This is a genomic window from Aminobacterium sp. MB27-C1, assembly GCF_030908405.1.
In the GTDB taxonomy this organism is placed as follows: Bacteria; Synergistota; Synergistia; order Synergistales; family Aminobacteriaceae; genus Aminobacterium.
This window is the reverse complement of record NZ_CP133089.1, coordinates 1,411,646-1,437,876: the sequence shown is the minus strand read 5'-3', so window position 1 is coordinate 1,437,876 and position 26,231 is coordinate 1,411,646. Positions and strand designations below refer to the sequence as shown.

The window sequence follows — 26,231 nt, the reverse complement described above, 5'->3', positions numbered from 1 at the left end:
AGCTACTTTGAAAGTATTCCGATAATAGATACAAGAAAGGGTAGAACGGGGTGATCATTATGATCGATAAGATTCATGGCATTTATGGCCCTAGCCCTGTAGGGAAGGTCAACGGCAAAAAACATTCGGGCCGTTCGGCATCAGAGGAGACTGACGGAGTTGAGTTTAGCTCTTTTGCTAAAGAGTTGGCAAAAGCGCGAGTTGAACTCAAGAAGATTCCGGATGTTCGGCTTGATAAAGTCGAAGACTTTAAAAAACAGATACAGGACGGACAATATCGGCCCGATATGAACAAGGTCGCAGAGTGTCTTATTAGGGCAGGATTACTCGACAAAGAGGAATAAATTGATGGATGGCCTTGAACTTTCGAAAATTCTTCTGCAGCAAACTGATGTTCTGCAGAAAATGCATGGTGTTGTAGTGCAGCAGAGAGAGGCGCTCAAGGAAGGGCGCCTCGAATTATTGCAACAGTTAATGAAAGATCAGCAGAATTACGCCTTTCAGGCAGAGACTTTAGAACGAGAACGTCAGAGAATATCTGGGCGTATTTCGTCTTTCTATCATTGTCCATCTACTATTGCTGATTTTTGTCAGAATATGCAGCCAGATGTTGCTAGGGAATTACGACAGGCGGCAGATGGTTTGCTGAGGATTGTTGGCAAATTACAGGCAGAGATGGCAATTCTTGCTCGGTTGGTAGAAGAAAGTCAGACGTTAAGCGAGATAACTATAGCTGAGTGGCGGCGTTTGGAGGGGCTGACTTCCTCTAAAAATGGTCTTGACGTATGCGGATAAGGGGGTTCCTTTATGTTTAATAGTTTTTTTGGCCTCGAAATGGGTCGTCGTGCAATGGATTATTTTCGAAGGTCTATGGAAACTGCGGGACATAACATATCTAACGCTGATGTAGAGGGCTATTCTCGTCAGAGAGTAGATGCTTCTTCAACAGATCCATTTACAAATCCCGGCCTTTCTCGACCCAACGTTCCCGGGCAAATTGGGACAGGAGTCAAAATTGATGCTATCCGCCGTCTCAGAGATGAATTCTTAGATCTTCAGTTTAGAGAGGAATCGTCTGTTCAGGGATATTGGGAGACGATGGAAAAGGCCTTGAATACGATAGAGCTTTATGTTAATGAACCGGCTGGTGAAGGTTTTAAAGTTGCCCTTGATGATTACTGGTCTAAATTACAAGAGCTACAGAAACGACCTGACGAGGCTTCTGTTCGAGAGGCTCTAGTAAGTAGTGCGCAGAATCTTACTGTATATATGGATCAGCTTGTAAGAAACTATGGAGAGTACCGTGTAGCTCTTGATAACGACCTTCTTTTGAAAGTGCAGCAGGCAAATGATTATATAGATCAGATTGGAGCTTTAAATACGACGATTGCCGAGATTCAGGGAGTTGGAGGAAATCCAAACGATCTTCTTGATCAGCGCGATCTTTTGACGGAAAAATTAAGCGAATTAATTAATATAAATGTTTCATTGCCATCTGATATGGATGATGGCGACTTCAAAATTTACCTTGATGGGAAACTATTGGTGCAGGGGGATAAAACAAGACATCTTGTAGCTGTTCCTGTACCTGGCAACGAGGGATTCCATGATGTGCAGGTGGAAGATAACCTTTTCGATATAGTTGATAATACTGATGTCCTCTATCTCATGCCGGGGCAAAACGCTCCAGAAGGTGTTCATTCCCTCCAGGTTGATCGTTTAGCTTCTGAAACATCGTGGAAAGTTGGTGGAGGAGATTCTTCTTTTACTCCTCGCCTTCGTCCTCAATCACCGACAGAAGCATTGAATATCCGAGGAGCTTTTACTCTGAGCGTTGGCACGCAAGGGACGCTGTCAAAATCGAAAATAATGCCGTCTCAGACAGTTCTATCTTCTGGACAAGATGGGGACACATACTCCTTTCGGGTTGGAGCAGGTTCTGAGGAACAAATTATTTCAATTACGTGGAATGCAACTGACGGAAGATGGGATCTCTCTGATGGAACAAATACAGCGCAGTCTCTCAGTGGAGAATTGTCATTAAGTGATCTTAATAGCTTTCTCAATACAAGTCTTTCTTCAATGCAGGTTACTGCCTCTTTAGACGGAAACCAAATGACCATCCGTTCTATGGATGATCATCTTCTTTCAATAACTGATATAAAGGGCGGAATTGCTTCAAATTTAGGACTTACTTCGTCTGGTAAAACAGTATCAATAGAAGTTACTGAGGAAGATACTCTTGAAACTATCCGAAACAAAATTAATGGGGCTTTCGGAGAAGAAGATGGTGTTAGCGCTCCTGAGGAGTGGCTTCATGCGGCTATAGAAAAAGATGAAGTAACCGGAACATATTTCCTCACGTTGGAAAGCAATGTACTAGGTGAAGCGTCGCGGATTAACGTAATGGGAGATGAGAACGGCTCCCTCAATGTGGCTCGACGTCTTGGCTTTTTAGGTGATGATAATGCAACAAGTTGGTTAGAAACCTCCCAAGATGCAGCTTTTTCTTTTGACGGAAAAACATATCTTTCTTCAATGAATGAGATGAAAGAAGCGAGACGAGTTCCTCGGCAAGCTGACTATTCTGCAACTGTCAATGAGGAAATTTCGTCAGGCCTTCGTTTTGAATTGAGAGGGCTTGGAAGAGCTGAAATAACCATAAAGCATCATGTAAAAGGTGGTTCTATTTTAGGAACCATGGAAGCCAGAGATGACATGATTTTAAGTTTCAAAGATCAACTCGACGAGGTTGTCTATGGTCTCGTTACGGAAATGAATGCTCGTCATTATGCAGGTCATGGCATGGGTGATTCGAGCATGACAACTGGAATTGCCTTTTTTGAACCTATCTCTGGTAAATATGGAGCATCAGCGCACTTCTCTTTCAATATGGATTTGGATAAAGACCCCAGCCTTATTGCCGCGGCTAGGGGAGATGGCAAAGGTGCTTCAAGAGGAGAAGGAGACGGTAGTAATGCTTTGGCTCTTGCTCAGTTGAAACAGGCGAAAGTGCTTCAGAATGGTGCTGCTGATGTAAACGAATATTACCTCTCTTTCCTTGCCAGTTTGGGATCAAAGGGATTACAGGCCAAGACTATGGCGACGAACCAGCGTCATTTAACAGAACAGATAGACACACAGCGGCAGGCAACTATGGGCGTAAATATAGATGAAGAAGTGATGGATATTATAAAGTTTCAACAAGCCTTTAATGCTATGGCGCGATATATTACTACAGTGGATGAAATGCTTGATCGTATCATTAATGGTATGGGTGTCGTAGGCCGATAGGGGGAATCAGTATGACGCGTGTAACGAACTCGATGATGCATCAGACGTTACTTTCTGATTTGCATAAAAATTTAGCTCGAATGCTTGAACAGAGCCATCAGCTTACTACAGGAAAAAAACATAGCCGACCGTCAGATAACCCCATCGATGTGACACGGGAGCTTGGTTTGAGCACGTCTATAACAGAGAATACCCAATATCGTCGTAACCTTGATGACGCCGTAACATGGCTTTCCAATACAGATACATCAATGAACCAGATGACCGATATTGTTCATCGTATTCGTGAACTTGCTGTTTATGCTGGTGACGGTGCCCTCAGCCAGACTGAAATGGATGCAATAGCAGAAGAGATGGTGCAACTTCAGGAAGAACTTATAAATACAGCAAATTACTCCGTGGAAGGTCGGTATTTGCTGGCGGGTTTAAATACCTCTGTCCCCCCCTTTAAGAGAGATGATTTGGGACGAGTTATCTACACTGGAAATACAGAACATGTAGAGTTTGAGGTAGAGCGAGGTGTAGTTGGTCAGGTCTCTTTCCATGGGCGGGAAATTTTTCCTCAAAGTGGAAGGGATTACTCTATTCAGAGTCGTGCTTTGCCTATGGATTTCAGGTGGGAAGGCCGATCCGAAATTATACAGATAAAGGTTGGAGATCGTGTCGCAAAGGTGCGCATCCCAGAGCGATGGTCTGATGATCAGTTGCCTGGTATCGATCAGCCAACTGATGAAAATGGATTTCGAGATCAGGGAGAATTGAAGGGGTACACATTAGACCAGATAGCTGACATTATCAATACAAGCAAAGATATGGGAGACATTAGTAAGCTAGTTACAGTTCGTACTGTAACAGATTCTGCAAGTCAGGTTCAGCATCTTGAATTTGTAAGCCATACCGGTGAGCCTATTCAAGTGACAAGTTGGCCCGAGACCGATACTACTGAAACAGATCATAGCCATGCAGGGCTGGTCTCTCTTTTAGGTATGGAAACGACATTGCAAAGTGTAGAGTTTTCATCAGATACTCTTTCTCTTAGTGGAGGAGCTTTACATTGGCGGCTACAAAGCGGAGATAACAAAGCTGATTTGCAAATTGAAGCCTCTGCTTCGCTTACAGTTGATGAGTTGGCAGAACGCATACGTCAGGTAGCCGGAGATTGGTTAGAAGTTGTTGTTCAGACAGATAGTGCTGAAACGTCTTCAACTCTTGACGGCGAGGTCGCTACCAAGAAGTTGCTTTTGCGCCCTAAAGACAATGAACCGTTAGTTATTTACGATAAAGCGGGAACAAGTAGCGCTCAATATGCTGCTCAATGGGGATTGTCAACGGCGATGACAACGGAGCCAGGAGCGTCAGTTTCTTTTTCCACAGCAACAACTCTGGATCCAAATTTACCTGCCCTTATGAAGGTCTCAGTTGGCGATAAAGATTACACTGTAAAAATTTATCTTGAAGATGTCCGTTCAGCTTCAGGGGGAAATAGTGTTGATAGTTTAAAAGTACTTGAGCAGATTGTAGACCAGGTTGGTGACGATGTTTTAGGTATGGATATTCTTGATTCGTCTACACAATATGGGGCTTTATTCTCGAAAACTGGAGAGCCTGTCGTTCTTCGCGATATGAACTTCTCCGATCCTTCTTTTGCTGCTTTTTCTGGAGGTCTTGCCCTCCAGATGGGAGTGCAGACAGGTCTTACAGGAGGAAGTGGTGCGACAGACGATATGATAACTGCTGGAGGAACATTGCGCATCGCTACATTGGGCAAGACAGTAGACATTACCATAGATGCTGGAAGCACCCCTGAAGATGTGGCTAGGCGGATACGAGAAGCGGCAGGGGATTGGATAGATGTCTCTTACTATGATCCTCGCCCTGGAGAGAGTGGAAGTCAGATTCAATTTGGACTAGTAGCTAAAGATGGTTCTCCATTGACAGTTTACGATGTGCAGGGGACAGTAGCGAGTGACATAATGAATATGGATAATGCTATTAAGGGAACGGTTGATGTGTCTGGGTGGACACCTCCTGCTAATGGAACGTTCTCTATCTCTATTAATGGAATGGAACACACAATAGATCTTTCTGCCATATCCCCGTCTGAAGCAGGAAATCCTGTTACTATCGAAGACCTTGTTCATACGATTAATAGTCGTTTTCAAGAGCAGGGAGTTAAGGCCGAGTTAGTAAAAGATGGGGCAGATCAGCGCCTTGTACTTTGGTCTCCACAAGGGTTTTCAATAGAAGCCACGCAATCGGGAGACGATGCAACTGCCTTGCTGGGGGCTACTTCAGCCCAAACGGAGAATCGTGGTGGGATAGGCGCCTATTCTCAAAAAATAACTGTTCGTACGGGGGCAAATCAACAGAAAACAGACTTCTTTGGAGTAATTGAAAATTTGGCAAATGCTGTTCGTCAGCAAGATAGAGAAGGTATCAACTCTATAATGTTAGGTAAAATCGACGATTTTACCGATAATTTACTTCGTTGTCGAACTCGAGAGGGTGCCGTACAAAAAAGGTACACTTCAAACCAAAGTCGACTTCAACAGAACAATTTAAATCTTACGGAGCTTTATAGCAAAGTGTCGGATGTTGATTTAGCGGAAGCCTATACACAACATAAAATGACTGAAGCCATCTATCAGGCAAGTCTTGCCATGATGGCGCAGATCATACAACCTACTCTAGTAGACTTTTTACGATAATTAGTATGGAAAGCGGAGGTGACTGAGTGATGAGCCGCATTCTTGAAACAAGCCGTTTTGGAGAGTTGCAAATTGAAACTGAGGCTGTAATCAGCTTCCCGAAGGGGATTCCTGGTTTTGAGACCTATAAGGAATGGGTTATTGCCGGTGATGACGAAAATCCCATCAAATGGTTACAAAGTGTGACCGATGTAGATACGGCGTTACCAGTTATTTCTCCACAACTGGTGGTGCAAAACTATAATCTTCAATTAGCTCCAGAAGATTTGACCGATATAGAAGGGGATTTTTCAAAAATAACAGTGATGGTTATTGTTACGATTCCTCCTTCTGCTCCTTGGGAGATGACAGCGAATCTCAGAGCTCCTGTTGTGGTTAACCACGAGAAACGGTTAGCCAAGCAAATTATTTCACAAAATGAAGAGTATCTTATGAGGACTCCAGTGCTGCCTCAAAGTGTTAGAGAAATGATGAAGAAAAAGGCGGCAGGAGGAGAAAAGTAATGCTTGTCTTAAGCAGAAAAGCAGGAGAAGCTATCGTTATTGGCGAAAATATAGAAATATCTATTCTTGAAGTGCGCGGGGATGTGGTTCGTATTGGAATAGAAGCCCCGAGAGATGTGCGCGTTTGGAGAAAAGAGTTGTGGCTTGAAACGGCTCAAGAAAACAAACGAGCTGTTGCTCCTACTGCATTGGCTAAAGAAGCGGAAGATATTCTTCGCCAAACTCTTCATAAGGATAAAGAGGATGTTGATTAATGCGACTATTAACGCCGAATTTTGATTTATGGCAGAAAAACGTAGATGCTTTGCAAAAAAGTAATCCTCAAGCTGCCGAGTTGTTAAAATCCTATGCGGAAGCTGAAAAATACGGAACATTTACAATGAGTTTTGATGATAATGTTGTCGAACTTCGCAAGAGTGACGGGCGATTGCATTTTAGAGAATATCGCAAAAAAACTTTCATTGAAATGGACGGAGGCCGCAAAGAAGATATTAACCTGTACATTGGTTTTGGCCTGGGGTATAGTTTTGCTAGAACGATGAGTCAAGAACGTATGAACCGGGCTGTGATTGTTGAGACAGACCCGGCTCTTTTATATTGGAGCATGCATATCCATGAAATGGAAGGATTGTTAGCCAGTCCTGGAATTTCATGGGTTGTGGGTACAACATCTACCGACCGTGAAACCCAGTGGCGACAAGTATTTGAAAAGCATAGGGGATTGTTGAATGAGGCCCCCTGTGTTTTTATTCACAGAACTAAAGATGGAGAAGAAAGTGTTCAAGAAATACGTCAGATCATAAGTGAGTTTAGAACTGCTTTAAGTGGAGAGATGCATTCGCAGCTTATAGATGCTGATCGTGCATATCGTGAGATGGCACATAATATTGTAAATGGCTGTTTAGTGCATAAAAAAGGGATGTTTCCTCTTTCTTCTTTACAAAAAATGTGGAAAGAAAAGCCCATTATCATTGCCTCAGCAGGACCATCTTTAGATAAACAGTTGCCCTTACTTAAAAAAGCCCAGGATTATGCTGTTATTATTGCCAATGATGTAATAGCTGAGGGGTTATTTAAGGAAGGAATTACTCCTCATGTAGTTGTTGCCCTCGATTCTTCACGTTCTAATTATCAGCGTATGAAACCAATTATAGAAAACTTTAGAGAACAAGCCTCTCATACTGTTTTTGTAGCGGGAAGTAAGGTCCATCCGGCAGTTGTTTCGAAGTGGCCGGGGCCTATATCATTAACTAATTGCGATGCTCTTGGTCCTTACCTGGCCAAGATAATGGGAATGCCGGATATTCGAAGCGGATTATGTGTAAGTCATTTGTGTTACCATCTGGCTGAAACATTACATCCCTGTGAGATTGTTTTTATCGGCCAAGATCTTTCTTATGGTGTTGACGGAAAAACTCACGCATCTTCCTTTGGGCACTATCGTTATGGTCGTAAAAATTTTGCCAAAGTTCAAAGTTGGGATAAAAGTACCACTGTTGATACCAATAATCATTGGTATGCCTTCCTTATCTATTTCGAGCGTTGCATAGCTGATGCAACAATCCCTGTTTATAACTGTACAGAAGGTGGCGCATGGATTGAGGGAGCTAATCATGTCCCCTTTGCTAGTCGTGTTGAAAATTGGAAGGAAATAGGTCTTACTTCTGTGGCATATGCAGAAAAGCAACAGCAGGTTATGAAGGGAGGACTCTCTTCTGAGGGTGCCCTTTATGTTATGAACGAAATGTTATCCTTGCAAAAACGATGTTTTGAGATTTCTGAACGTGTTTGTAACGTTTGTAACATAGGGCAGCAAATGTCGTTAAAAAATTTAAGGATGACTTCTCTTTCTCTTCTTAACGAGTGGAAATGCCTTTGGCGTGAAATTCCTAAATTAGCAATAGGATTGCAGTCTATAATTATATTTTCAACCTCAGGAAAGTATTGGAATACCCCTTTCCCTGATGGGTGGAAACATAAAGATTTTATGCTTTTCTGGTCTCAGGTCTATGACGATATATCTGTTGTTTTCACATATTTGGGAAAGCTTTTTTATATTTGGAAAGAACTCTCGGAAAGTAACGAGAATGATCGAAGTTCTGCACGGAATATATGGAAAGAAATAGTCGAAGGAAACGATGATTGGTGGAATCCATGGATTGAAACATCTTTATTAGAAGAACGTCCTTCTAAAATTGCTCGACTCTTGTTAGATGGGTACCTAGCTGGTCTCGATAAAGATTTACGTCTCTTTACAGATTGGATTGCTTCAGAATATACAGGCTTTTTCGGAGAGTGGTGTGTCGCCTGGAAGAATTTTATTGATGGGGAACTTGATGGTTATATTGAAATGGCACGTCTTATCTTTGCGGTTCGGCACGAGGCTTATAATGTTCCAGAAAAAGAACTAGATGGTGCTATGAAATTAGTTCAGTTACTTCCCTCTCTTTTGCGTAGTTTTGCAGTTCATATTAGAAAGAGTCGACAGGGGCAACAGATTTCTTCTCTCTTCCCATCCTTGCTTGCAACTCTTCTTGACGGTGAAGCTTATTTTTGGGAGGGTGATATATCTTATAATGACTCTTTTATTTCTCTTTTGAATTCGTTGCCTACTGACCCTTTTCATGATTGGTTCAAGAAAACGGCAGGAGGAAACTGGGCAGCTTGGACAGCAGAACGTATTATGATGAATGTATCAAAAGAAGAACAAGAAAAAGTTGAACAAAAAATATTACTTTGTTGGAATATTTCTCTTAAGAATGCAGAGAAAGTTGTCGATATATAAATATGAGTTTTAGAAAAGGAGGTGAATTCCCCAGAGGTGTAATGTTTTTGTAGTAAGATGATTCGTTTTTCAAGGAAGAATCAACAATTAACCTCAAGGAGGAGGAAATAATAATGCGAGTATATCATAATATTCCTGCACTTTTTGCTTACAATTCTGTAAGCCAGACAAATGGTTCTCTTCAGAAATCCATTAACAAACTTTCCACAGGTCTTCGTATTAATAGCGCTGCTGACGATGCAGCGGGACTTGCCATCAGTGAGAAGATGCGTGCACAGTATAAGGGATTGGATCAGGCTGTCAGCAATGCTCAAGATGGTATTTCTATGATTCAGACAGCTGAGGGTGCTCTTAACGAAACACATTCTATTTTACAGAGAATGCGCGAGTTAAGCGTTCAGGCTGCAAACGATACACTCACATCTCAAGATCGTCAGTACATCCAGCTTGAAGTCGACCAGCTTCGTGATGAAGTTGACCGTATTGCTGGAACAACTCAGTTCAACAAAAAGAAGTTGCTTGATGGTTCTGCATCTGTGCTTTGGTCCACAGACGAGCTTTCTACGAAGGTTTTCGTACGTGGCGGACTTCGTACTATTGACCAGTATGGCCAGAAGATCGTAGCTGAGGGCAACTATAAACTTTCTGTTGAGGCTAAAGCTGGTCAGACACAGGTACAGAAGAGTGACATTTTCAAGGTGAAACATGATGATGTCATTGCTGATGTTTCTGGTAAAGAAGCTCTTGGTATCAAAACTCTTTCTGGAGAGGGTCTTGTCCATGCAAGCGCTAACGCAACTTCCGTAAAATTAAATGCTACCTTGACTGGTGCAAGAACAACAAGTGTTGCTATTAGTCATAGCTTTGGAGTTCAGGACGGCGTACCTACAGGCTTCCTGAATTTCCTCAGCAACACAACAGAGACATTGTTTACTGGAAATGTCGTTAATGGTTCCACATTGTGGGAAGTAAAAGCTGTTAACGGCGAGAAGATAACCTTTAACGTAAAGGTCCAGACCGTGGGATCTACAGCCGGAGCTGTTATGCAGAGCGCTGAAAAAGATATTACAATCGATTTCGCGGCTGCAAATGGAGCTTCTGCTCTTGACGCACTTACAGCAGCAGGTCTTTCTTTTAATGCATTAACAGGTGCTCATGTTGCTACCTCCATGAATGCTAATTTGAAGGTTGGGGAGCAGTTCGTAGTGAACGTTAGCCGTCAGGCAACAGCAGCTGCTGAAGATGGCTTGAAGTTCAGTGTTACAGCTGATGGCGTATCCAATACTCAGGAGATGCAGTTCTATTTCGACGATGATGCTTTGAACGATACACAGAAAGAGCTTAAGTTCTGGGCATTCGACGAAGATGGAACAGCTCAGCTCTCCACATATAAATTTGATATGGGCACATTAGCTGCTGGCGAGGCTACCTTCCGTCAGTTAGATGCTGGTGACGAGGCTTATGAAGATGTCAGCTTGAGAGATCTTGATAAGTTCTGGGATGCTTCTTCTGGACGATTCCTTATGGATGATCCTCAGACAATTAAACTTGTTCAGGGTGACGGTAAAGATGCAAGCATCACTCTGTACAGCCAGGATACACTTGGCGATTTGGCATTAAAGCTGAATAACGCGATTTCTTCCGGATTGGATCAGATTAAAGTTTTGGATGCTGCCAATCGCGATGAGAACAAAGGAAACTTTGTTAAATTCGTTGAAGATGATGCCGATAATACCCCTTATTCTGTACGTGGAACATTGGTCATTTCCAGTGCTGTAGCAGGTAAAGCTGGAAATATCAACTTTATTGGTGACGAAGATGTCGTTAAAGCTCTCAGCTTGAACGAAGTTCAGAAAGCTTCTGAAAACACCTTTAACGTTAAGGTAACTAATGCTCACACTGGAACAAATGTAAACCAGGTTGAAGTAACAGGCAATCAGCTTGTTGGCGTAGTACATCCTAACGTAGATGTCGAAATCGACGCTATGGCTGGCTTAAACGCAGCTTGGGATGATGCTGCTAAGAAATGGACCGTTTCTTCTTCTGGTACATATGATACAACTGTTCACCTTGCAGATAACACAACTGTTTTCCAGATCGGTGCCAATGAAAAAGAAGATATGGGAGTCTATGTTGGCGATATGAGTACACGTTCCCTTGGTTTGAACAAAGTACTCGTAACTGACAGAGATTCTGCCAGCCGCTCTATCACTGTCATTGATAGTGCTATCGACAGAGTTTCTAGCCAGAGAGGCAACCTTGGTGCCTATCAGAATCGCTTAGAGCACACCATCAATAACCTGACCACAGCCAGCACAAACCTGACCGCTGCTGAAAGCCGTATTCGTGACCTTGATATGGCAAAAGAGATGATGAACTTCACGAAGCTCAACATCCTTATGCAGGCCGGTAACTCCATGTTGGCCCAGGCGAACCAGCTGCCCAACGCTGTTATGCAGCTGCTTCGGTAAGACAAACGAGAGAATAAAAAACATTTTGAGAGGGGCTTTAGCCCCTCTCTTTTCTAGCAGAGGATGGTGGCGGATTTATGAACATTTCCTCAAAAGCGGGATTTCGCTCCAGTCCTGTTGACGCGACACTCTCTCCTTTGTCTATCCACCAGCAGGCCGGGGGTAGTTCAAACAGAAGCAATACTTTTCATAATGGAGTTCCTTTTTCCAAAAACGAAAAGGAACTAAAGAATGTCCTTACCCAAGCAGAAGAAATAGTTCAAATTTTTGATAGAAACTTAAAGTTCAAGTATGTTAAGGAAGCGGATCTTTTCCAGGTAGAAGTTATAGATACGGTTAAAGATGAAGTTGTTCGAAAGATCCCACCTGACGAAGTTGTGAACTTAGTAAAACATGTTGAAGATCTGCTAGGGATGCTCTTTGATGTAAAAGGATAAAAAGAAGGAGTGCAAATTGTTGTAGCTGTACGACTTTTTGCACTCCTGTTGGTTTCTCTCAAATTTTCGATTTACCGGTCACTCCCTTCTTCTAATAATAAGTAATTGAGGTGCCTACTAATTATGAAAAGTCTGAGAGCTTTACATATAGCGAGTTTTAATGGAAATATCGGAGATAACGCCAATCATAATGGCTTCAGAAGTAAGTTGGAATGTTCGTTGGGATCCCCCATCCAATATAAGGAACTTGAGATCAGAGAATTCTATCAGTCGTGGAATATCAGAGATTTCAACAGCAGGGATTTTGTGAGTTTGTGCAATAATTTCGATTTTGTGGTTATTGGTGGTGGAAATTTCTTCGAGTTAAAGTGGGACTATTCATGTACGGGTACGACTATAAATATAAGTACTGACACCTTAAATCAAATAAAAGTTCCCATATTTTTTAATGCTTTGGGATGTGATGTTGCTAAAGGTGCTTCCCAAAGTGCGATTTCTAAGTTTGAGTCTTTCTTAGATGTTATTACAAGTTCGGATAAATATATGGTAAGTATCAGAAATGATGGTTCTTACAAAACTTTAAACGATCTGTATGGGAATAAATATAATGAGAGTATTTATAGAGTTCCTGATGGTGGTTTCTTTTTCAAGACGAAACCTTTTTATTATCCTGAATTGAACCCAAAATATAAATCGTTAGGAATAAATATCGTATCAGATATGAAAAAGGTGAGATTTAGTAAGCAACAGATAGAAGGAATTGAGTATGAAGAGTTTATTGAGAGTTTTGCGAGAGTTATCAATAATTTTTTCTATGCATACGAAGGATATCAGATTATACTTTTTCCTCATATTTATAGCGATTTAGAGGCTATATATAAATTATTAGAGAGAATAGACGATAGATTTAGGCGAAAAAGAGTTGTTGTGGCACCCTACTTAACTGGTGAAGGTGCTGATGAATATATTTTTGGTTTGTATAAACAATGTGAAGTTATATTAGGGATGCGTTTTCACAGCAATGTATGTTCTATAGCTCAACAAATACCAACGATTGCGTTGAGCAGCTATAAAAAAATAGTAGATTTATATGATGAATTACAGTTGTCAGATAGAGTTGTAGAGGTAAATAAAAGAGGATTTGATAATAAACTTCAAAACCAAATAGAGTTTACATTAAAAAATATAGAAGATGTGAAAAAAAGATATGGCATTGTGAACGCGAATCTTTTGATTAAGGGAAAAGCTTTTTATGACGAAGTAAAAAAATGGTGCATGAAAAATGACATCATTTAACGGTTAGTTTTTTATATGGTGCTACCGATAATATAGACGGTACATTGTGATTAGAGGTGAAAAGAATGCCCTTTTTTAGATTAGGAGAACGTTGCGTTGGTGACGGCTACCGCCCTTTGGTTATTGCAGAAATAGGCATTAATCACGAAGGTGACATAAATAAGGCTTTTCGTATGATTGATGATGCACGTCTTGCTGGCTGTGAATGTGTAAAGTTTCAATCCCATGTAATAGAAGATGAAATGGCTCCCAGTGCAAAAAACATTGTTCCTTCAAATGCAGAAGAGTCTATCTGGGATATTATGAAAAGATGTTCTTTTTCTGAAGCAGAAGAAGCCCAATTGAAACAGTATGTAGAGAAGAAGGGGCTTTTCTTTTTAAGTACACCCTTTTCCCGAGCTGCAGCTTTACGACTTGAACGTTTAGGGGCTAAAGCTTATAAAATCGGCTCAGGGGAGTGCAACAATTACCCCTTGGTAGAACTGGTTGCTTCTTTTAAAAAGCCTGTTATTTTAAGTACAGGGATGAATTCTATCGATTCGATAGGTGTGTCTGTAGATATTTTAAGAAAGTATGATGTTCCCTTTGCTCTTTTACATTGCACCAGCATGTATCCCACTCCATACGCTAAGGTGCGTTTAGGTGCACTAAAACAGCTGAGAGAAGCCTTTCCTGATGCTGTTATAGGGTTGTCTGACCATTGCGAAACCATATATCCTTGTTTAGGAGCAGTGGCTCTCGGCGCTTCTATTTTAGAGCGACACTTTACTTCCGATAAATCTTGGCCTGGTCCCGATATTCCCATATCCATGGAACCTCAGGAGTTGAAAGAGCTCATTATTGCTAGTCGTGCTATTTATGAGGCATCAGGCGGAGAGAAAGGTATACTCCCGGAGGAACAACCTACAATAGATTTTGCGTATGCTTGTGTCGTTGCAGAAAAGGATATAGCACAAGGTGAAGTGCTTACTGAAGCGAACATTTGGGTAAAGCGACCAGGAACAGGAGAAATTTCAGCAAGTGAATATAAGGCTATTTTAGGGAGAAAAACTAAAATAGCCATCCGTGCAGGGAGTCAGCTCCGATGGGAGGATCTTCTATAGTGAAAGAGAAAAAAACGATTCTGTTTATCTCTGGAACACGAGCAGATTATGGCAAGTTAAAACCTTTGATTCGTGGAGTGAAGCAAGCACCCTCGCTTGAATGTAAGGTTTTCGTTACAGGAATGCATACGTTAGCTAGATATGGTTACACCGTTAATGAATTTGAAAAAGACGGCTTATCTGAGAATATTCACGTATTTATGAACCAAATATACGGGGAGCCTATGGATTTGGTTTTGTCTAATACGGTTGCCGGATTATCTAGGTACGTTCACGAAGTTACGCCAGATATGATCGTTGTTCATGGGGATAGAGTAGAAGCCCTGTCAGGTGCCATAGTGGGCTCATTAAATAATATCTTAGTAGCACACATTGAAGGTGGCGAGATTTCTGGGACTATAGACGAAACTATACGTCATTCCATAACTAAACTTGCTCATCTTCATTTTGTTGCTAATGAGCAGTCTGCTCAAAGATTGGTTCAGATGGGGGAATGCAAGAAATCTATTTACGTTATAGGATCACCTGATATTGACATAATGCTTTCGGAGTCTTTACCTTCTTTAGAAGATGCTCGCCAACGTTATGAGATCGAATATGACCGATATGGCATATTCATGTTTCATCCCGTTACCACAGAAATTGACTCTTTGAAAAATCAGATTGATGGTGTCTGTCAGGGAGCTGAAAAAAGCGGAAAGAATTTCATCGTTGTCTACCCAAATAATGATCCTGGGTGTGACATTATTCTTGATTCATACAAAGACTTGCAAAAATCGTCACATTTCAGATTTTTCCCCTCTTTGCGTTTCGAATTTTTTCTTACATTTCTCAAGAATGCAGATTTTATATTGGGGAATTCCAGTTCTGGCATTCACGAAGCACCAGTTTATGGCATCCCCACAATAAATATTGGCTCACGTCAGAACGGAAGAATCTCTCTCCCTTCGATTATAAACGTTCCGGCAGAGAGCAGTGCTGTTGTGCAAGCTATAGATAAGGCAACAGAAATGAAGAACAATAGAATCGCGTCTTCTATGCAATTTGGAGATGGACAGAGTACAAAACGTTTTGTAGCAGCTTTATCAGGAAAAAGTATTTGGGAAACGTCACGTCAAAAACAGTTTCAGGATCTACTTTCGTGGAAAGCAGGGGTATAAAATGAATTGCGTTGCTGTCATTCCAGCGAGGGGTGGTAGTAAGGGAGTACACAGAAAAAATATGAGGATGCTTAATGGTCGGCCACTTGTGGGGTGGACCATTGATGCAGCTTTAAAATCGAAATATATTACTCACTGCGTATTATCTACAGATGACGATGAAATAGCGGAATATGGGCGTTCTTGGGGAATAGATATAGTGGTGAGGCCATCGTACCTTGCTGAGGACACTACTCCAACAGCACCTGTAGTTTCACATGTTATAGAGTCTCTGGGGACAGACTATCAGGGAAATTATGAAATAGTTCTACTTCAGCCTACATCCCCTTTACGAACGTTTCGCCAGATTGATGAATGTATCAGTGAAACGAGAGCGCGTAGAATGGAGTGTGCTGTCAGTCTTACAGAAACCGACCATACACCATATAAAACTTTGGTAGAAGAAAAGGGAAAATTACTTCCATTAATGGGGCAGGAATATTTTGAAATGCCCCGGCAAAAACTTCCCAAAACATGGAGGATTAACGGCGCTATATACTATGTTAATGTAGCGTTGTTTTTAAAAACATGTAAATTTGTTAATTTCCCTTTTTACCCTTATATTATGGGAGAGACTTCAAGTATAGATATTGATAACGAATTTGATCTCGCATATGCTGAATTTTTATTTTCGCAGCTGGGAAAAACAGATGATTAACTTTCATTATCTGATAAAATATGCACAAGAAGGTATAGAATCCGTATTTCCCACCTAGACGTATAATAGTTTCGACGCTACAATGCCCAGGAGTGAGTAACTTTTTCTGCTTTGGAGGAGGTCTTTTGATGATAGGTACAAGAAAAGGGGTCTTTATTGCATCTCTTGCTATTTTGGTTGTTTTAATGGTTTCTGGTATAGCGATGGCCGAAGAGAAGATTGGTGTCATTGACTCTCAAAAAATCGTTTTTCAGCATCCTAAATTTGAAAGCGTAACCCAGCAACTGAAAGTAATCAGCCAAACAAAAGAGAATGAAATGAAAACCGCTGTAGAAAAAGAAGCAGATCAGAACAAAAAAATGGAAATCTATCAAACAAAACGCAGAGAGCTTGCTATGGAAGAGCAGCGTTTGATGGAGCCTCTCTTTAAAGAAGCTCAGATGGCCGTTCGTACTGTAGCTAAAGTGAAAGGGATTACTGTCGTAATAGAGAAAAGCGCCGTCTATTTTGGCGGTATCGATATTACAGACGATGTAGTTCAAGAGCTGAAGAAAGCGGCTGCGTCGAAATAGTTTCCGTTGGAAGAATAGTGAAAGTATAGGGTTGTGTCTTGATGGCACAACCCTATTTTTGTAGGGAGGAGTCATATGAATAAAAAAATACTCGTGACAGATATTGACGGGACTCTTTCTTCTGGAGAGATTGTTCATCCAGAAGTAGTTTCTGCATGTGCGCGTCTTAGAGACAACAACTGGCAGATTATGGTTGCCACGGGGCGTATTCTTGCGACAGCTATAGAACATATAAAAGCTATTGGAGCGTGGGCTCCCGCTATTGTCTATGATGGAGCACGCCTCATGGATCCCATGACGGGGCGTTCTTTATGGGAGGCAGGTCTTCCTCCTGAAATTGTAAATAAAGTGCTTGAAGCTGGATGGAATTTTCCTTTAGAATTACAAATTTTTACTGATGAGGCGGCAATATGCCGAAAAAATGATAGAGAGACACGACTTTTTTTAACTCGGGCAGATGTTCCCGTATTTGATAATTTGCAGGAACCTCGAGTAAAAGATCGAGTCTTTCGAATTATATTTTATGGCAATGAACATGAGATATTACGTCTTGAAGAATTTATTGAAGAGACATTAGGAGATTTCGTTGATGTAATGCGTTCTGGAGATGACTTTTTAGACGTTGTTCCTGTAGGAGTTTCTAAAGGAGCAGCTCTTTCTCACTATATAGAGCAGTTAGGTATAGAACCTGAGATCATAGTCGCGGCGGGGGATCATTGCAACGATCTTGCACTTTTTGATGAAGCTCATCTTCGAATAGCACCGTCTGATGCTGTTCCAGAGATTTTAGAACGCGCCCACGTAATAATGCCGCCTGTTCGTGAAAAAGGCTTTGTCTATCTTGTAAATTATCTTATTTCAGGTTCATGGGTTGATAATAAGGGGCTTAAACGTGTAGTATTATAAAAATAGAACAACAATTAACATTTTATTCGTTATCCACAAGGAGGATATATCATGACTGAAATTAAAAAATGGGAACTAGTACAAATGGAGTTTCCTGAGGATTGTAATATCATTATCGGACAGAGTCATTTTATAAAAACAGTTGAAGATCTTTACGAGGCACTTATTACTTCTTCTCCTTCCCTAGAGTTTGGAATAGCTTTCTGCGAAGCTTCTGGCGACTGTCTTATTCGTTATGATGGAAATGCTGATGATCTGAAAAATCTTGCTATCAAAAATGTTCAGAAGTTGAGTGCTGGTCATACTTTTGTTATCTTGCTGAGAAATGGCTATCCGATAAATGTTTTAGATCGCATTAAAAATTGCCAGGAGGTTTGTAGAGTCTTTGCGGCAACTGCAAATCCAATCCAAACTATCGTATGTGAGTCAGAACAAGGCCGAGGAATTGCTGGTGTTATTGATGGCTTTATGCCTGTTGGCGTGGAAGGAAATGACCATATACAAGCGCGCAAAAAATTGCTTCGTGACATTATCGGATATAAACGATAGCGTGTAATTGGTCTCTTTATTATGTTTTATAAACGTTTTTTATATATATTATGCATAGGAGCCTCCTTTTTCTTGGGGTTGCTATATGGAAATGCTCAATGTAACGCTGAAATGCATCACGAAGTGAAAAAAGGATTAGAGGAAGGATGGATTTGGACTATTGCTGTGCTGCCTCCTGAAGAAGGCTGGCAAAGTGAAGAGGGACAATCCATCTCTTTAGCCTTGTCTGTTCTTGAACAAGAGATTAATGAAAGTGCAGCAGGAATAGCCGGATACGACGTATTTTTCGAATTAGAAGATATTCCTTCTGAAGAGGAGCTTGAGGTTCGCCAAAAGGCTTGGCAGAAAAATAACGTTGCTGTTCTAAGTTTTGTCAGAGGTTCATTAAATAACAATCTTGTTTCTCTTTTAGGGGAAAAGGGGCCTGTTCTTCTCTCTGCATATGGCGAAAATCTTTCTCTTCGTAATGAGAAAGGAAGCATTCTTCCTTATGTCTTTGCTTTGGATTTACCTGAAACATATCGGGCGGAAGCGTTAGCAGCTTATGGCTCTCATATATTCAAAACAGATAATGGGGTAGCTCAGATAACAGACCGTCTTGATGATGGTCTGTCAGCTCGATCAGACCGATTTTCCACATTAGCGGCAAAACATGGATGGCCTGTTTATAATTTTTGGAAGAGCGGTGCTGGAGACAACAGTTTTAAGACTATCTATCAAGAGGGCATTCAATCTGGTGCCAATTGTTTTATTCTTTGGCTTGATTCCCTTGCGATGACCAATATTTATCAAAGTCAACGCGAAGATGGATTGTCTCTTTCTCTATGGTATGGAGGAGAGCCTAATCCAGCCCTCCGTAATTGTGAGGGGATAATTGCAGTAAGTCAGGAATATTCTCTGGAATCGGATCTGTCTTTAGCTGCTTTTGAAAGAAAGATATGGACGATAACTCGTAAAAATGTTCCAGATAGGGCTCTAGCCGGTAGAGCTTGGAGTGCCGCTTCGTGGCTTCTTCAAGGGCTGCACAGGGCTAAAACTCCGGACCCAGATATTGTAGCTGCATTAATGCCAGCGATAGAAGGTGTGTCTTTAGGCAAAAAAGTTTTGAAATTCAGCGACCAGACGCATCGACCTGAAGAACGAGAGGTCAGCATTCTCCAGGTTAAAAAAGGCAGATTTGAACCTATCGCTACAGTGAATGTTCGTGGCGGAGAAGAATAAGCAGGTAGGAGGTCGTGAAGATGAAGCTTCGCGAAGTAGTGGAACATATTAAAGGCGATATTTTGTATGGCGAAGAACTACTTGATTCCACAGAAATCGAATATGCCTACGGTGCTGATTTAATGAGTGACGTTCTTGCCTTTGCCAGGCCGGGTTCTCTATTGCTTACGGGACTTACCAATGTCCAAATTATACGTACTGCTCAAATGCTAGATATTCCTGCTGTCGTTTTCGTGCGGGGGAAGCGCCCTCAGGAAGCGGCAATTAAACTTGCATCTCAATTAGGAATGCCGGTGATCCTGAGCCATAGCAGTATGTTTGAAACGTGTGGCATTCTTTATAGAGAAGGAGTGTTGCCCTGTAATATCCCTGCGAGAGAGGTGTAGGTTGTGAGCGAACCTTATGTAGAAGAATACACTGTAGCTGGCCGCGATTTTAGTGCTATAGGCGAAGCCTCCACTCAGTTCAAAGCTACTATGAAAATGTTGGGAATTCCGTCTGACATTACTCGCCGTGCGTCAATTGTGGCCTATGAGTCGGAAATGAATTTAGTCCTTCATGCAGGTGGAGGAACTATACGTCTTATCGTTTATACAGATAAACTTGAAGTATGGGCTATTGATAGGGGCCCGGGAATTGCAGATATTGAACTGGCAATGCAAGAAGGATACTCAACAGCTACCGATGAAATTCGAGAGCTTGGATTTGGAGCGGGTATGGGGCTACCTAATATAAAACGTCATTCTGATGATATGCACCTTGATTCTGAAGTTGGGAAAGGAACAGTATTAAGCGCCACTATTTTTTTTAAGAAAGAGTAGGGGGGAAAGCTTATGGCTGGGGGTGTCAGAGTTCAGGAAGTACGATGTCGAGGTTGTGCAAATTGCATAAAGTCATGCCCTACTGAAGCAATGCGTGTTTTAACTGGATGCGTTCACATTATTCCTGATCTTTGTATTGATTGTGGGGAGTGTATCAGAAAGTGTAAAGAGAAGGCAATAATTCTCAATGAGGATGAATGGGAACTATTACGATCTCAAGAAAAAGTGGTTCTCATTGCTGACCCTTGTTTTTACGTTCAAATTGGTTCATACGGTTCACCTTTTCTCATGAAAGAAGCTTTACATGCTACACAAATGGAAGATATTCTTGATTGTGAAGCATTGGCTTTTGACGTGGCTGCATATGCCATTGCGCGCCATATAGAGGCAGAAAAATCTGAGCGTCTTCCCTTTATTTCAACATATTGCCCTGCTGTTATTCGCCTTATTCAAATAAATTTTCCAGAACTTATAAGCAGACTTATTCCTATAGAATCACCGCTTGAGTCTAGTGTCGTTCTTTGGCGTGAGGTTACAGGAAGAAAAGATGATCTTACCCTTATTTCTCCATGCCCTGCCAAGACAACTCTTGTACGAAATCCTGTGGGACGTGAGCTCAGCTCCATTGCATATACTGTTTCGGTTCGACGAGTCGTACATGATATTTTGGCCGGAAGTCCAAAAATATCTGGAGAGGGAACCCACAAAATGAATGATCGATGGCTCAAATGGTCGATTACTGGTGGTGAGTCTCGTCATATTTCTTCTTTTAGCCGTCGTCCTTTACGAACTGTTGCTGTTTCAGGCATGAGAAACACGATTGATCTCTTAGCAGAGCTAGAGTTGGGACGTTTGGGTGGTGTGGATTACGTTGAGTGTCGTGCCTGTGACTTAGGATGTATTGGTGGGGTAGGAACTCACGAATCTCGTTTTCTCTCTCGTTTGCGTATTGATGCTATGAAAGTAGATTGGAGCGTAACTGACGATGAGAAAGAAAACATAGAAAAGTGGTATAAAAAGGGTATTTGGAAGCTTGATCAGACTATTCAGCCTAAGCAACGTTTACCTCTTTCAAACGATTTAGGAGAAGCAATGGCAAAGCTTAAAGAAATGAATGCTATTTACGCGGATTTGCCTCATATTGATTGTGGTTCGTGCGGACGTCCGTCGTGTCGGGCCATGGCTGAAGATATAGTGCGTGGAAAAGGTGAAATGACAGATTGCATCTTTAAGCTTCGAGAGCGTATTCATGATTTAAGTAAGGAAATTTCACAACTTTCGGGGAAAGTGCCTCATGCCTTTGGCTCATAAGGAGGGGAAAATTTGAATATTCAATCTATCATTGATGAATTTGAACTTGAAGTTGTATCCCAAGGAGAAACTGATGCTGAAATTAAGGGAGCGCTTACTGGGGATTTGTTGAGTTTTATAATGGCTGCTGCAAAAGAAGGATGGGTATGGATTACTATACAGACTCATCTCAATATTGCGGCAGTTGCTGTTTTAAAGGATGTTCCCTTCATTATAATCGGAGGAGGACGTCGACCAGCAGGGGATTTAATAGAGAGATGTGAAGAGGAAAAATTGACACTAGCCTGTTCTCCTTTACCCGTATTCGAAATTTGTGGGCGGCTTTATGAAATGGGACTGCGTACTCGATAAAGAAGAAAGCAGTCTGACCCCCTATTGTGCTGATATCCATATCCACACGGTGCTCTCTCCCTGCGGAGAGCTTGAGATGGGAGCACCAGACATTGTCTTAAAAGCACGTCAGGAAGGTCTTAATATTATAGCTATTACAGATCATAACTCGGCATTAAATTTCCCAGCTGTGTTTAAAGCGGCTGCTGGTAATCCTGTTGTCATCCCAGGCATTGAAGTTCAAACGGCTGAAGATATTCATGTTGTTACTCTTTTTAAAGATTACAATACGATTTCTGATTTTCAATTATGGTTGTGGCAACGAATGCCTGGAGTACAGAATCGTCCAGAGGTCTTTGGAGACCAATTGGTTATCTCTGATAAGAACGATATTCTTTGTGAAGAGGAGATTCTTCTTATTCAAGGTGTTGGCTATTCTGTTGATGAAGTGGCAATTGAAGCTAAAAGAAGAGGAGGTCTTGTTATTCTAGCCCATATAGACCGCCCTTCCTTTTCCTATCCTGCAGTATTGGGGCCAATCCCTTCAAACTTCCCTGCCGATGCTCTTGAAGTCTCATGGAGGTGTTTCCCCGAAGAAGTAGAGGCCCTTCAGGCAAGATATCCAGAATGGACGTTTATACGTTCTTCCGATTCTCATTGGCTGAAAAGCCTCTGTATTGAAAATAGCTCCACCTTTCTTCTCGCGGAGCCTTCTTTCGATGAGTTGGCGAAAGCTATTCGGAAGGAAGATGGGCGCAAAGTGCTCGCACCTTGGCCGAATTAATGTGCCTTAGCGTGTCTTCTCTCAAGTTCCGCTATAATCTCGTGCAAAGATACGTTTGCTGAAAGTAGCCCCACCATGAGATGATAAAGAAGATCTGCCGCTTCATATATCACTTCATTTTTATCTCCGGCGGCAATGGCAAGTGCCGTTTCCACACCTTCCTCACCAATCTTTTGAGCCGTTCTCTTTACTCCAGACGCTATTAAGCGAGCAGTGTAGCTTTCTTCTGGATTATCGAGTTGTCGTTTTTTTAGATATTTCCATAATTGGCCAGGGAAGATAGCCTTTCCTGCCTGTTCGTTAGTGAGCATGTTAAAAAAGCATGATCTTGCTCCTGTATGACATGCAGGTCCTGTAGGTTCTACAAAAGCTAAAAGGGTGTCTCCGTCGCAGTCTAGGCGAAGTTCCTTCAGCTTTAGTCTATTCCCGCTGGTTGCTCCCTTGTGCCAAAGTTCCTGACGCGAGCGGCTCCAGAAGACCATTTCGTTGATCTCTTCAGTTTTTTCAAGAGACTGGCGATTAGCATAGGCGAGCATTAAAATTTCTCCACTTTCCCAATCTTGAACAATAACGGGAATGAGCCCCTTTTCATCGAAGTGTATTTGTTCGTAATCAATCATTTTATGCCTCCACAAGTCGAATAGGGATATTCTGATCCTTAAGCCATCTCTTTAAATAAGGAATAGGTACCGTTCCAAAATGGAAGATAGAAGCGGCTAAAGCACCATCACAACCTGCTTGGAACGCATGAAGTATATCTTCCTTACTACCAGCACCCCCAGATGCAATAATAGGCACTGGAACCATATTGACAATTTTTGAGAGAAGGGGGATATCATATCCTTTTTGGGTTCCATCACGATTCATTGACGTCAATAAAATTTCACCGCAGCCTAGCTCAACCCCTTCCTGTATCCATTGGAAGGCATCTTTCCCTGTCGACGTTTTCCCTCCCTCAATATAAACTTCCCAGTGACCGGGAATTTCTTCTTTAACGTCTACGGCAAGAACAACGGCCTGACGCCCTAAAAGGGTAGCGCATTCACGAATCAAACCAGGTTTTTTTACAGCTGCCGTGTTGAGTGAAATTTTATCAGCGCCGAGAGCTATTATTTCTCGTGCCTGTTCGGCAGACGAAATACCGCCGCCGACAGTAAAGGGAATAAAAATATGGTCAGCTACATCTTTAACCCAGCTTTTCATTGTACTTCGCCGCTCTGAGGAAGCTGATATATCAAGAAAAACGAGTTCATCTGCTTGTTCATTCATATATCGTTTACCCATTTCTGCTGGATTGCCGGCATCAATGAGATTTTTGAATTGGATGCCTTTGACTACTCGTCCATTTTTAACGTCAAGGCATGGAATGATTCGTTTCGTTAACATAACGAGACCCTCCTTAATGCCTCTTTCAAGTCGAAATCCTTTTCATACAAGACTCTTCCAAGAACGGCCCCGGCGATGTTTATCGATTGAAGAGCTTCCAAATCTTTTAGGGATGATATCCCGCCTGCTGCTATGATAGATATGTCAGGGAATTCTTTTAAAAGCTGTGAATAGAGCATCATATCGGGACCAACGCCAGTGCCATCTCTTTGAACAGCCGTGACAAGCAGTGTGGTATAGCCTGCCGATTTCAAAAAGGAAATATACTCAGATGGAGGCAAAAATGACGTTGAGGTCCATCCACGAGTTGCAACCTTTCCTTCTTTTATGTCCACTGCTGGAATAATTCCATTTCCCCACGTGGAGAAAAGTTGGCTGGCCATTTTTTCATTTTCAACAAGAAGGCTCCCTACGTAAAGACGAGTTGCACCTGCTTTGAAAGTTTCTTCTATATCATAAAGAGATCGAAGACCGCCTCCATACTGAACCATGAGGCCAAGGTGGTGTAGAGATTGTAATATGTATGTATGGGCGGGATGTCCAACCTGCGCCCCTTCGAGATCTATAATGTGTACCCACGTGCACCCTGCTTCGGCGAATTTATGAGCTGCTTCTAACGGTGTAATGTCATATTCTGTCTTAATGTTAAAGTCTCCCTGTTTCAGGCGAACAACTTTCCCTTGATAGAGGTCTATGGCAGGATAAAGTATCATAATGAAACACCTCTCAACATTTTTATAGTTTTTCCCAGTATGGAAAGTCCAGCATTACCACTTCGTTCCGGATGGAATTGGAAAGCAGCCACCCTTTTGCGGAGGCAAATAGCAGTAACAGATCTCTCTTCGATTCGTGTTATAGCTACAGTGTCTTCTGTTTGGGGAAGGCCGTAACTATGGACGAAATAATAAAAGTTAGTTTTTTCTGAAGAGGGTGTTACCCCTTTTATAGGTTTTATCCATTCCAGAGAATTCCACCCCATGTGGGGGCATTTACGCGTTTGCAGGTGACAAACATGACCTTCTAAAAGACCTAGTCCTTCATGATATCCATCTTCTTCACTGCTTTCGCAAAGAAGGTGCAAACCGAGGCATATACCTAAAATAGGCTTATTCTCTTTTGCCCATTGTTGAAGAAATATGTCCCAGCCTTGTTGCCGTAACGCTATCATGGCAGGAGCAAAGGCTCCTACGCCAGGAAGGATTAAAAAATCAATATCTTTTTTTACCAACTCTGGGCTTCGAAGTACGGTGCATGATTCCTCAAGGGCGAGAAGGGCCCTCTTTACATTACCTACGTTTCCTGCTCCATAATCGATGATTCCGATCATATAAGCATCCCCTTTGTTGACTGCACTTCATTTTCTATGGAAGTTGCTTGTTTCATAGCACGTCCTATCCCTTTAAATAGAGCTTCTGCTGCGTGGTGGCTGTTATCTACGGCGAGAAGACGTCCATGAATAGTTATGCGACTTTCTCTACAGAAAGCTCTCCAGAATTCTGGAACCAATTCAAGATCGAAGGTTCCGCATGATGGCGATGGGAATGTTCCATCCCACACAAATTGTCCACGACCGCTTATATCGACTGCAACAAGGGCAAGAGAGCCATCCATAGGCATAGCACACCAGCCATAACGCGCAAAGGGCTTGTTTTCGAGTTCCTTTAAAAAAGCTTTTCCAAGAAGTATTCCTATGTCTTCTGTAAGGTGATGAGCATCTACATCAGTATCCCCAGTAGCTTTTATTGTTGCTGATATGCCACTGTGAAAGAAGAAGAGGTCAAGCATATGCCGAAGAAAACCACATGGGATATCGAGAAAACGTTCTTTCCCCGGGATGGAAAGTCTGAGTGTAATCGATGTTTCGGAACTTTCCCTTTGAAGTTCAGTTGGCATTGCC

The 26,231-nt window shown here is 41.9% G+C and carries 27 protein-coding genes; 22 read left to right on the top strand and 5 right to left on the bottom strand.

Annotated elements, in window-relative coordinates; translation table 11 throughout:
* Positions 1–59: 59 nt before the first annotated feature.
* The 22 genes from flgM to RBH88_RS06810 all read left to right on the top strand — a co-directional run bounded on the left by flgM (position 60) and on the right by RBH88_RS06810 (position 22,948).
* A complete protein-coding gene (flgM, locus tag RBH88_RS06915; protein WP_213690596.1) occupies positions 60–344 on the top strand; it encodes a flagellar biosynthesis anti-sigma factor FlgM in 285 nt (94 codons plus the stop codon).
* Positions 345–348: 4 nt separating this feature from the next.
* Positions 349–795 (top strand): flagellar export chaperone FlgN, encoded by a 447-nt coding sequence (flgN, locus tag RBH88_RS06910; protein WP_213690595.1) that lies wholly within the window; start codon positions 349–351, stop codon positions 793–795.
* Positions 796–807: 12 nt separating this feature from the next.
* Positions 808–3,294 carry a flagellar hook-associated protein FlgK gene (gene flgK / locus RBH88_RS06905; RefSeq protein WP_307879485.1) on the top strand — a complete coding sequence of 829 codons (2,487 nt, stop codon included), beginning with the start codon at positions 808–810 and terminating at the stop codon, positions 3,292–3,294.
* Positions 3,295–3,305: 11 nt separating this feature from the next.
* Positions 3,306–6,002, top strand: coding sequence for a flagellar hook-associated protein FlgL (flgL, locus tag RBH88_RS06900; RefSeq protein ID WP_213690593.1), 2,697 nt, complete (start codon positions 3,306–3,308; stop codon positions 6,000–6,002).
* Positions 6,003–6,031: 29 nt separating this feature from the next.
* Complete coding sequence (gene fliW, locus RBH88_RS06895; protein ID WP_307880078.1) at positions 6,032–6,505, top strand: flagellar assembly protein FliW; 474 nt, start codon at positions 6,032–6,034, stop codon at positions 6,503–6,505.
* Complete coding sequence (gene csrA, locus RBH88_RS06890) at positions 6,505–6,759, top strand: carbon storage regulator CsrA (RefSeq protein ID WP_213690591.1); 255 nt, start codon at positions 6,505–6,507, stop codon at positions 6,757–6,759. The genes fliW and csrA overlap by 1 nt, the downstream gene beginning before the upstream one ends.
* The gene (locus RBH88_RS06885) at positions 6,759–9,290 is read left to right on the top strand and encodes a motility associated factor glycosyltransferase family protein (RefSeq protein WP_307879484.1); all 2,532 of its coding nucleotides are present in this window, start codon (positions 6,759–6,761) and stop codon (positions 9,288–9,290) included. Before csrA ends, RBH88_RS06885 begins: the two co-directional genes overlap by 1 nt.
* Positions 9,291–9,403: 113 nt before the next feature.
* Positions 9,404–11,761 carry a flagellin gene (locus RBH88_RS06880; protein ID WP_307879483.1) on the top strand — a complete coding sequence of 786 codons (2,358 nt, stop codon included), beginning with the start codon at positions 9,404–9,406 and terminating at the stop codon, positions 11,759–11,761.
* Positions 11,762–11,838: 77 nt separating this feature from the next.
* Positions 11,839–12,198 carry a flagellar protein FlaG gene (locus tag RBH88_RS06875; RefSeq protein WP_213690588.1) on the top strand — a complete coding sequence of 120 codons (360 nt, stop codon included), beginning with the start codon at positions 11,839–11,841 and terminating at the stop codon, positions 12,196–12,198.
* Positions 12,199–12,321: 123 nt separating this feature from the next.
* Positions 12,322–13,494, top strand: coding sequence for a polysaccharide pyruvyl transferase family protein (locus RBH88_RS06870; protein WP_213691985.1), 1,173 nt, complete (start codon positions 12,322–12,324; stop codon positions 13,492–13,494).
* A gap of 65 nt (positions 13,495–13,559) precedes the next feature.
* The gene (locus RBH88_RS06865; RefSeq protein WP_213691986.1) at positions 13,560–14,597 is read left to right on the top strand and encodes an N-acetylneuraminate synthase family protein; all 1,038 of its coding nucleotides are present in this window, start codon (positions 13,560–13,562) and stop codon (positions 14,595–14,597) included.
* Positions 14,597–15,757: a UDP-N-acetylglucosamine 2-epimerase gene (gene neuC / locus RBH88_RS06860; RefSeq protein WP_213691987.1), complete on the top strand. Its 1,161-nt coding sequence runs from the start codon at positions 14,597–14,599 to the stop codon at positions 15,755–15,757. The genes RBH88_RS06865 and neuC overlap by 1 nt, the downstream gene beginning before the upstream one ends.
* 1 nt (position 15,758) lies before the next feature.
* Positions 15,759–16,454 (top strand): cytidylyltransferase domain-containing protein, encoded by a 696-nt coding sequence (locus tag RBH88_RS06855; RefSeq protein WP_307879482.1) that lies wholly within the window; start codon positions 15,759–15,761, stop codon positions 16,452–16,454.
* Between the two features lie 128 nt (positions 16,455–16,582).
* On the top strand, positions 16,583–17,026 hold the full coding sequence (locus RBH88_RS06850; protein WP_213691989.1) for an OmpH family outer membrane protein: 444 nt from the start codon (positions 16,583–16,585) through the stop codon (positions 17,024–17,026).
* A 75-nt stretch (positions 17,027–17,101) separates the two neighbouring features.
* Complete coding sequence (locus tag RBH88_RS06845) at positions 17,102–17,932, top strand: HAD-IIB family hydrolase (RefSeq protein ID WP_213691990.1); 831 nt, start codon at positions 17,102–17,104, stop codon at positions 17,930–17,932.
* A gap of 51 nt (positions 17,933–17,983) precedes the next feature.
* A complete protein-coding gene (locus RBH88_RS06840; RefSeq protein WP_213691991.1) occupies positions 17,984–18,481 on the top strand; it encodes an adenosine-specific kinase in 498 nt (165 codons plus the stop codon).
* A gap of 72 nt (positions 18,482–18,553) precedes the next feature.
* The gene (locus RBH88_RS06835) at positions 18,554–19,702 is read left to right on the top strand and encodes an ABC transporter substrate-binding protein (RefSeq protein WP_213701788.1); all 1,149 of its coding nucleotides are present in this window, start codon (positions 18,554–18,556) and stop codon (positions 19,700–19,702) included.
* Between the two features lie 20 nt (positions 19,703–19,722).
* The gene (locus RBH88_RS06830; RefSeq protein WP_213691993.1) at positions 19,723–20,088 is read left to right on the top strand and encodes a DRTGG domain-containing protein; all 366 of its coding nucleotides are present in this window, start codon (positions 19,723–19,725) and stop codon (positions 20,086–20,088) included.
* A gap of 3 nt (positions 20,089–20,091) precedes the next feature.
* Entirely contained in the window at positions 20,092–20,523 is a 432-nt protein-coding gene (locus RBH88_RS06825; protein WP_213691994.1) for an ATP-binding protein, read from the top strand.
* A 12-nt stretch (positions 20,524–20,535) separates the two neighbouring features.
* Complete coding sequence (locus tag RBH88_RS06820) at positions 20,536–21,834, top strand: [Fe-Fe] hydrogenase large subunit C-terminal domain-containing protein (protein WP_213691995.1); 1,299 nt, start codon at positions 20,536–20,538, stop codon at positions 21,832–21,834.
* A gap of 12 nt (positions 21,835–21,846) precedes the next feature.
* A complete protein-coding gene (locus RBH88_RS06815) occupies positions 21,847–22,185 on the top strand; it encodes a serine kinase (RefSeq protein ID WP_213691996.1) in 339 nt (112 codons plus the stop codon).
* Positions 22,160–22,948 (top strand): PHP domain-containing protein, encoded by a 789-nt coding sequence (locus tag RBH88_RS06810; protein ID WP_213691997.1) that lies wholly within the window; start codon positions 22,160–22,162, stop codon positions 22,946–22,948. The genes RBH88_RS06815 and RBH88_RS06810 overlap by 26 nt, the downstream gene beginning before the upstream one ends.
* Here RBH88_RS06810 and hisIE read toward each other — a convergent pair.
* From hisIE to RBH88_RS06785, 5 genes are read right to left on the bottom strand one after another with little or no spacing between them, the layout of a single operon-like run.
* Positions 22,945–23,568 (bottom strand): bifunctional phosphoribosyl-AMP cyclohydrolase/phosphoribosyl-ATP diphosphatase HisIE, encoded by a 624-nt coding sequence (gene hisIE / locus RBH88_RS06805; protein WP_213695959.1) that lies wholly within the window; start codon positions 23,566–23,568, stop codon positions 22,945–22,947. The genes RBH88_RS06810 and hisIE overlap by 4 nt on opposite strands.
* A 1-nt stretch (position 23,569) precedes the next feature.
* The gene (gene hisF / locus RBH88_RS06800; RefSeq protein ID WP_213695960.1) at positions 23,570–24,334 is read right to left on the bottom strand and encodes an imidazole glycerol phosphate synthase subunit HisF; all 765 of its coding nucleotides are present in this window, start codon (positions 24,332–24,334) and stop codon (positions 23,570–23,572) included.
* Positions 24,328–25,047 carry a HisA/HisF-related TIM barrel protein gene (locus tag RBH88_RS06795; RefSeq protein ID WP_213692000.1) on the bottom strand — a complete coding sequence of 240 codons (720 nt, stop codon included), beginning with the start codon at positions 25,045–25,047 and terminating at the stop codon, positions 24,328–24,330. The genes hisF and RBH88_RS06795 overlap by 7 nt, the downstream gene beginning before the upstream one ends.
* Positions 25,044–25,661, bottom strand: coding sequence for an imidazole glycerol phosphate synthase subunit HisH (gene hisH, locus RBH88_RS06790; RefSeq protein ID WP_213692001.1), 618 nt, complete (start codon positions 25,659–25,661; stop codon positions 25,044–25,046). Before hisH ends, RBH88_RS06795 begins: the two co-directional genes overlap by 4 nt.
* Complete coding sequence (locus RBH88_RS06785; protein ID WP_213695961.1) at positions 25,658–26,227, bottom strand: imidazoleglycerol-phosphate dehydratase; 570 nt, start codon at positions 26,225–26,227, stop codon at positions 25,658–25,660. Before RBH88_RS06785 ends, hisH begins: the two co-directional genes overlap by 4 nt.
* Between the last annotated feature and the right edge of the window lie 4 nt (positions 26,228–26,231).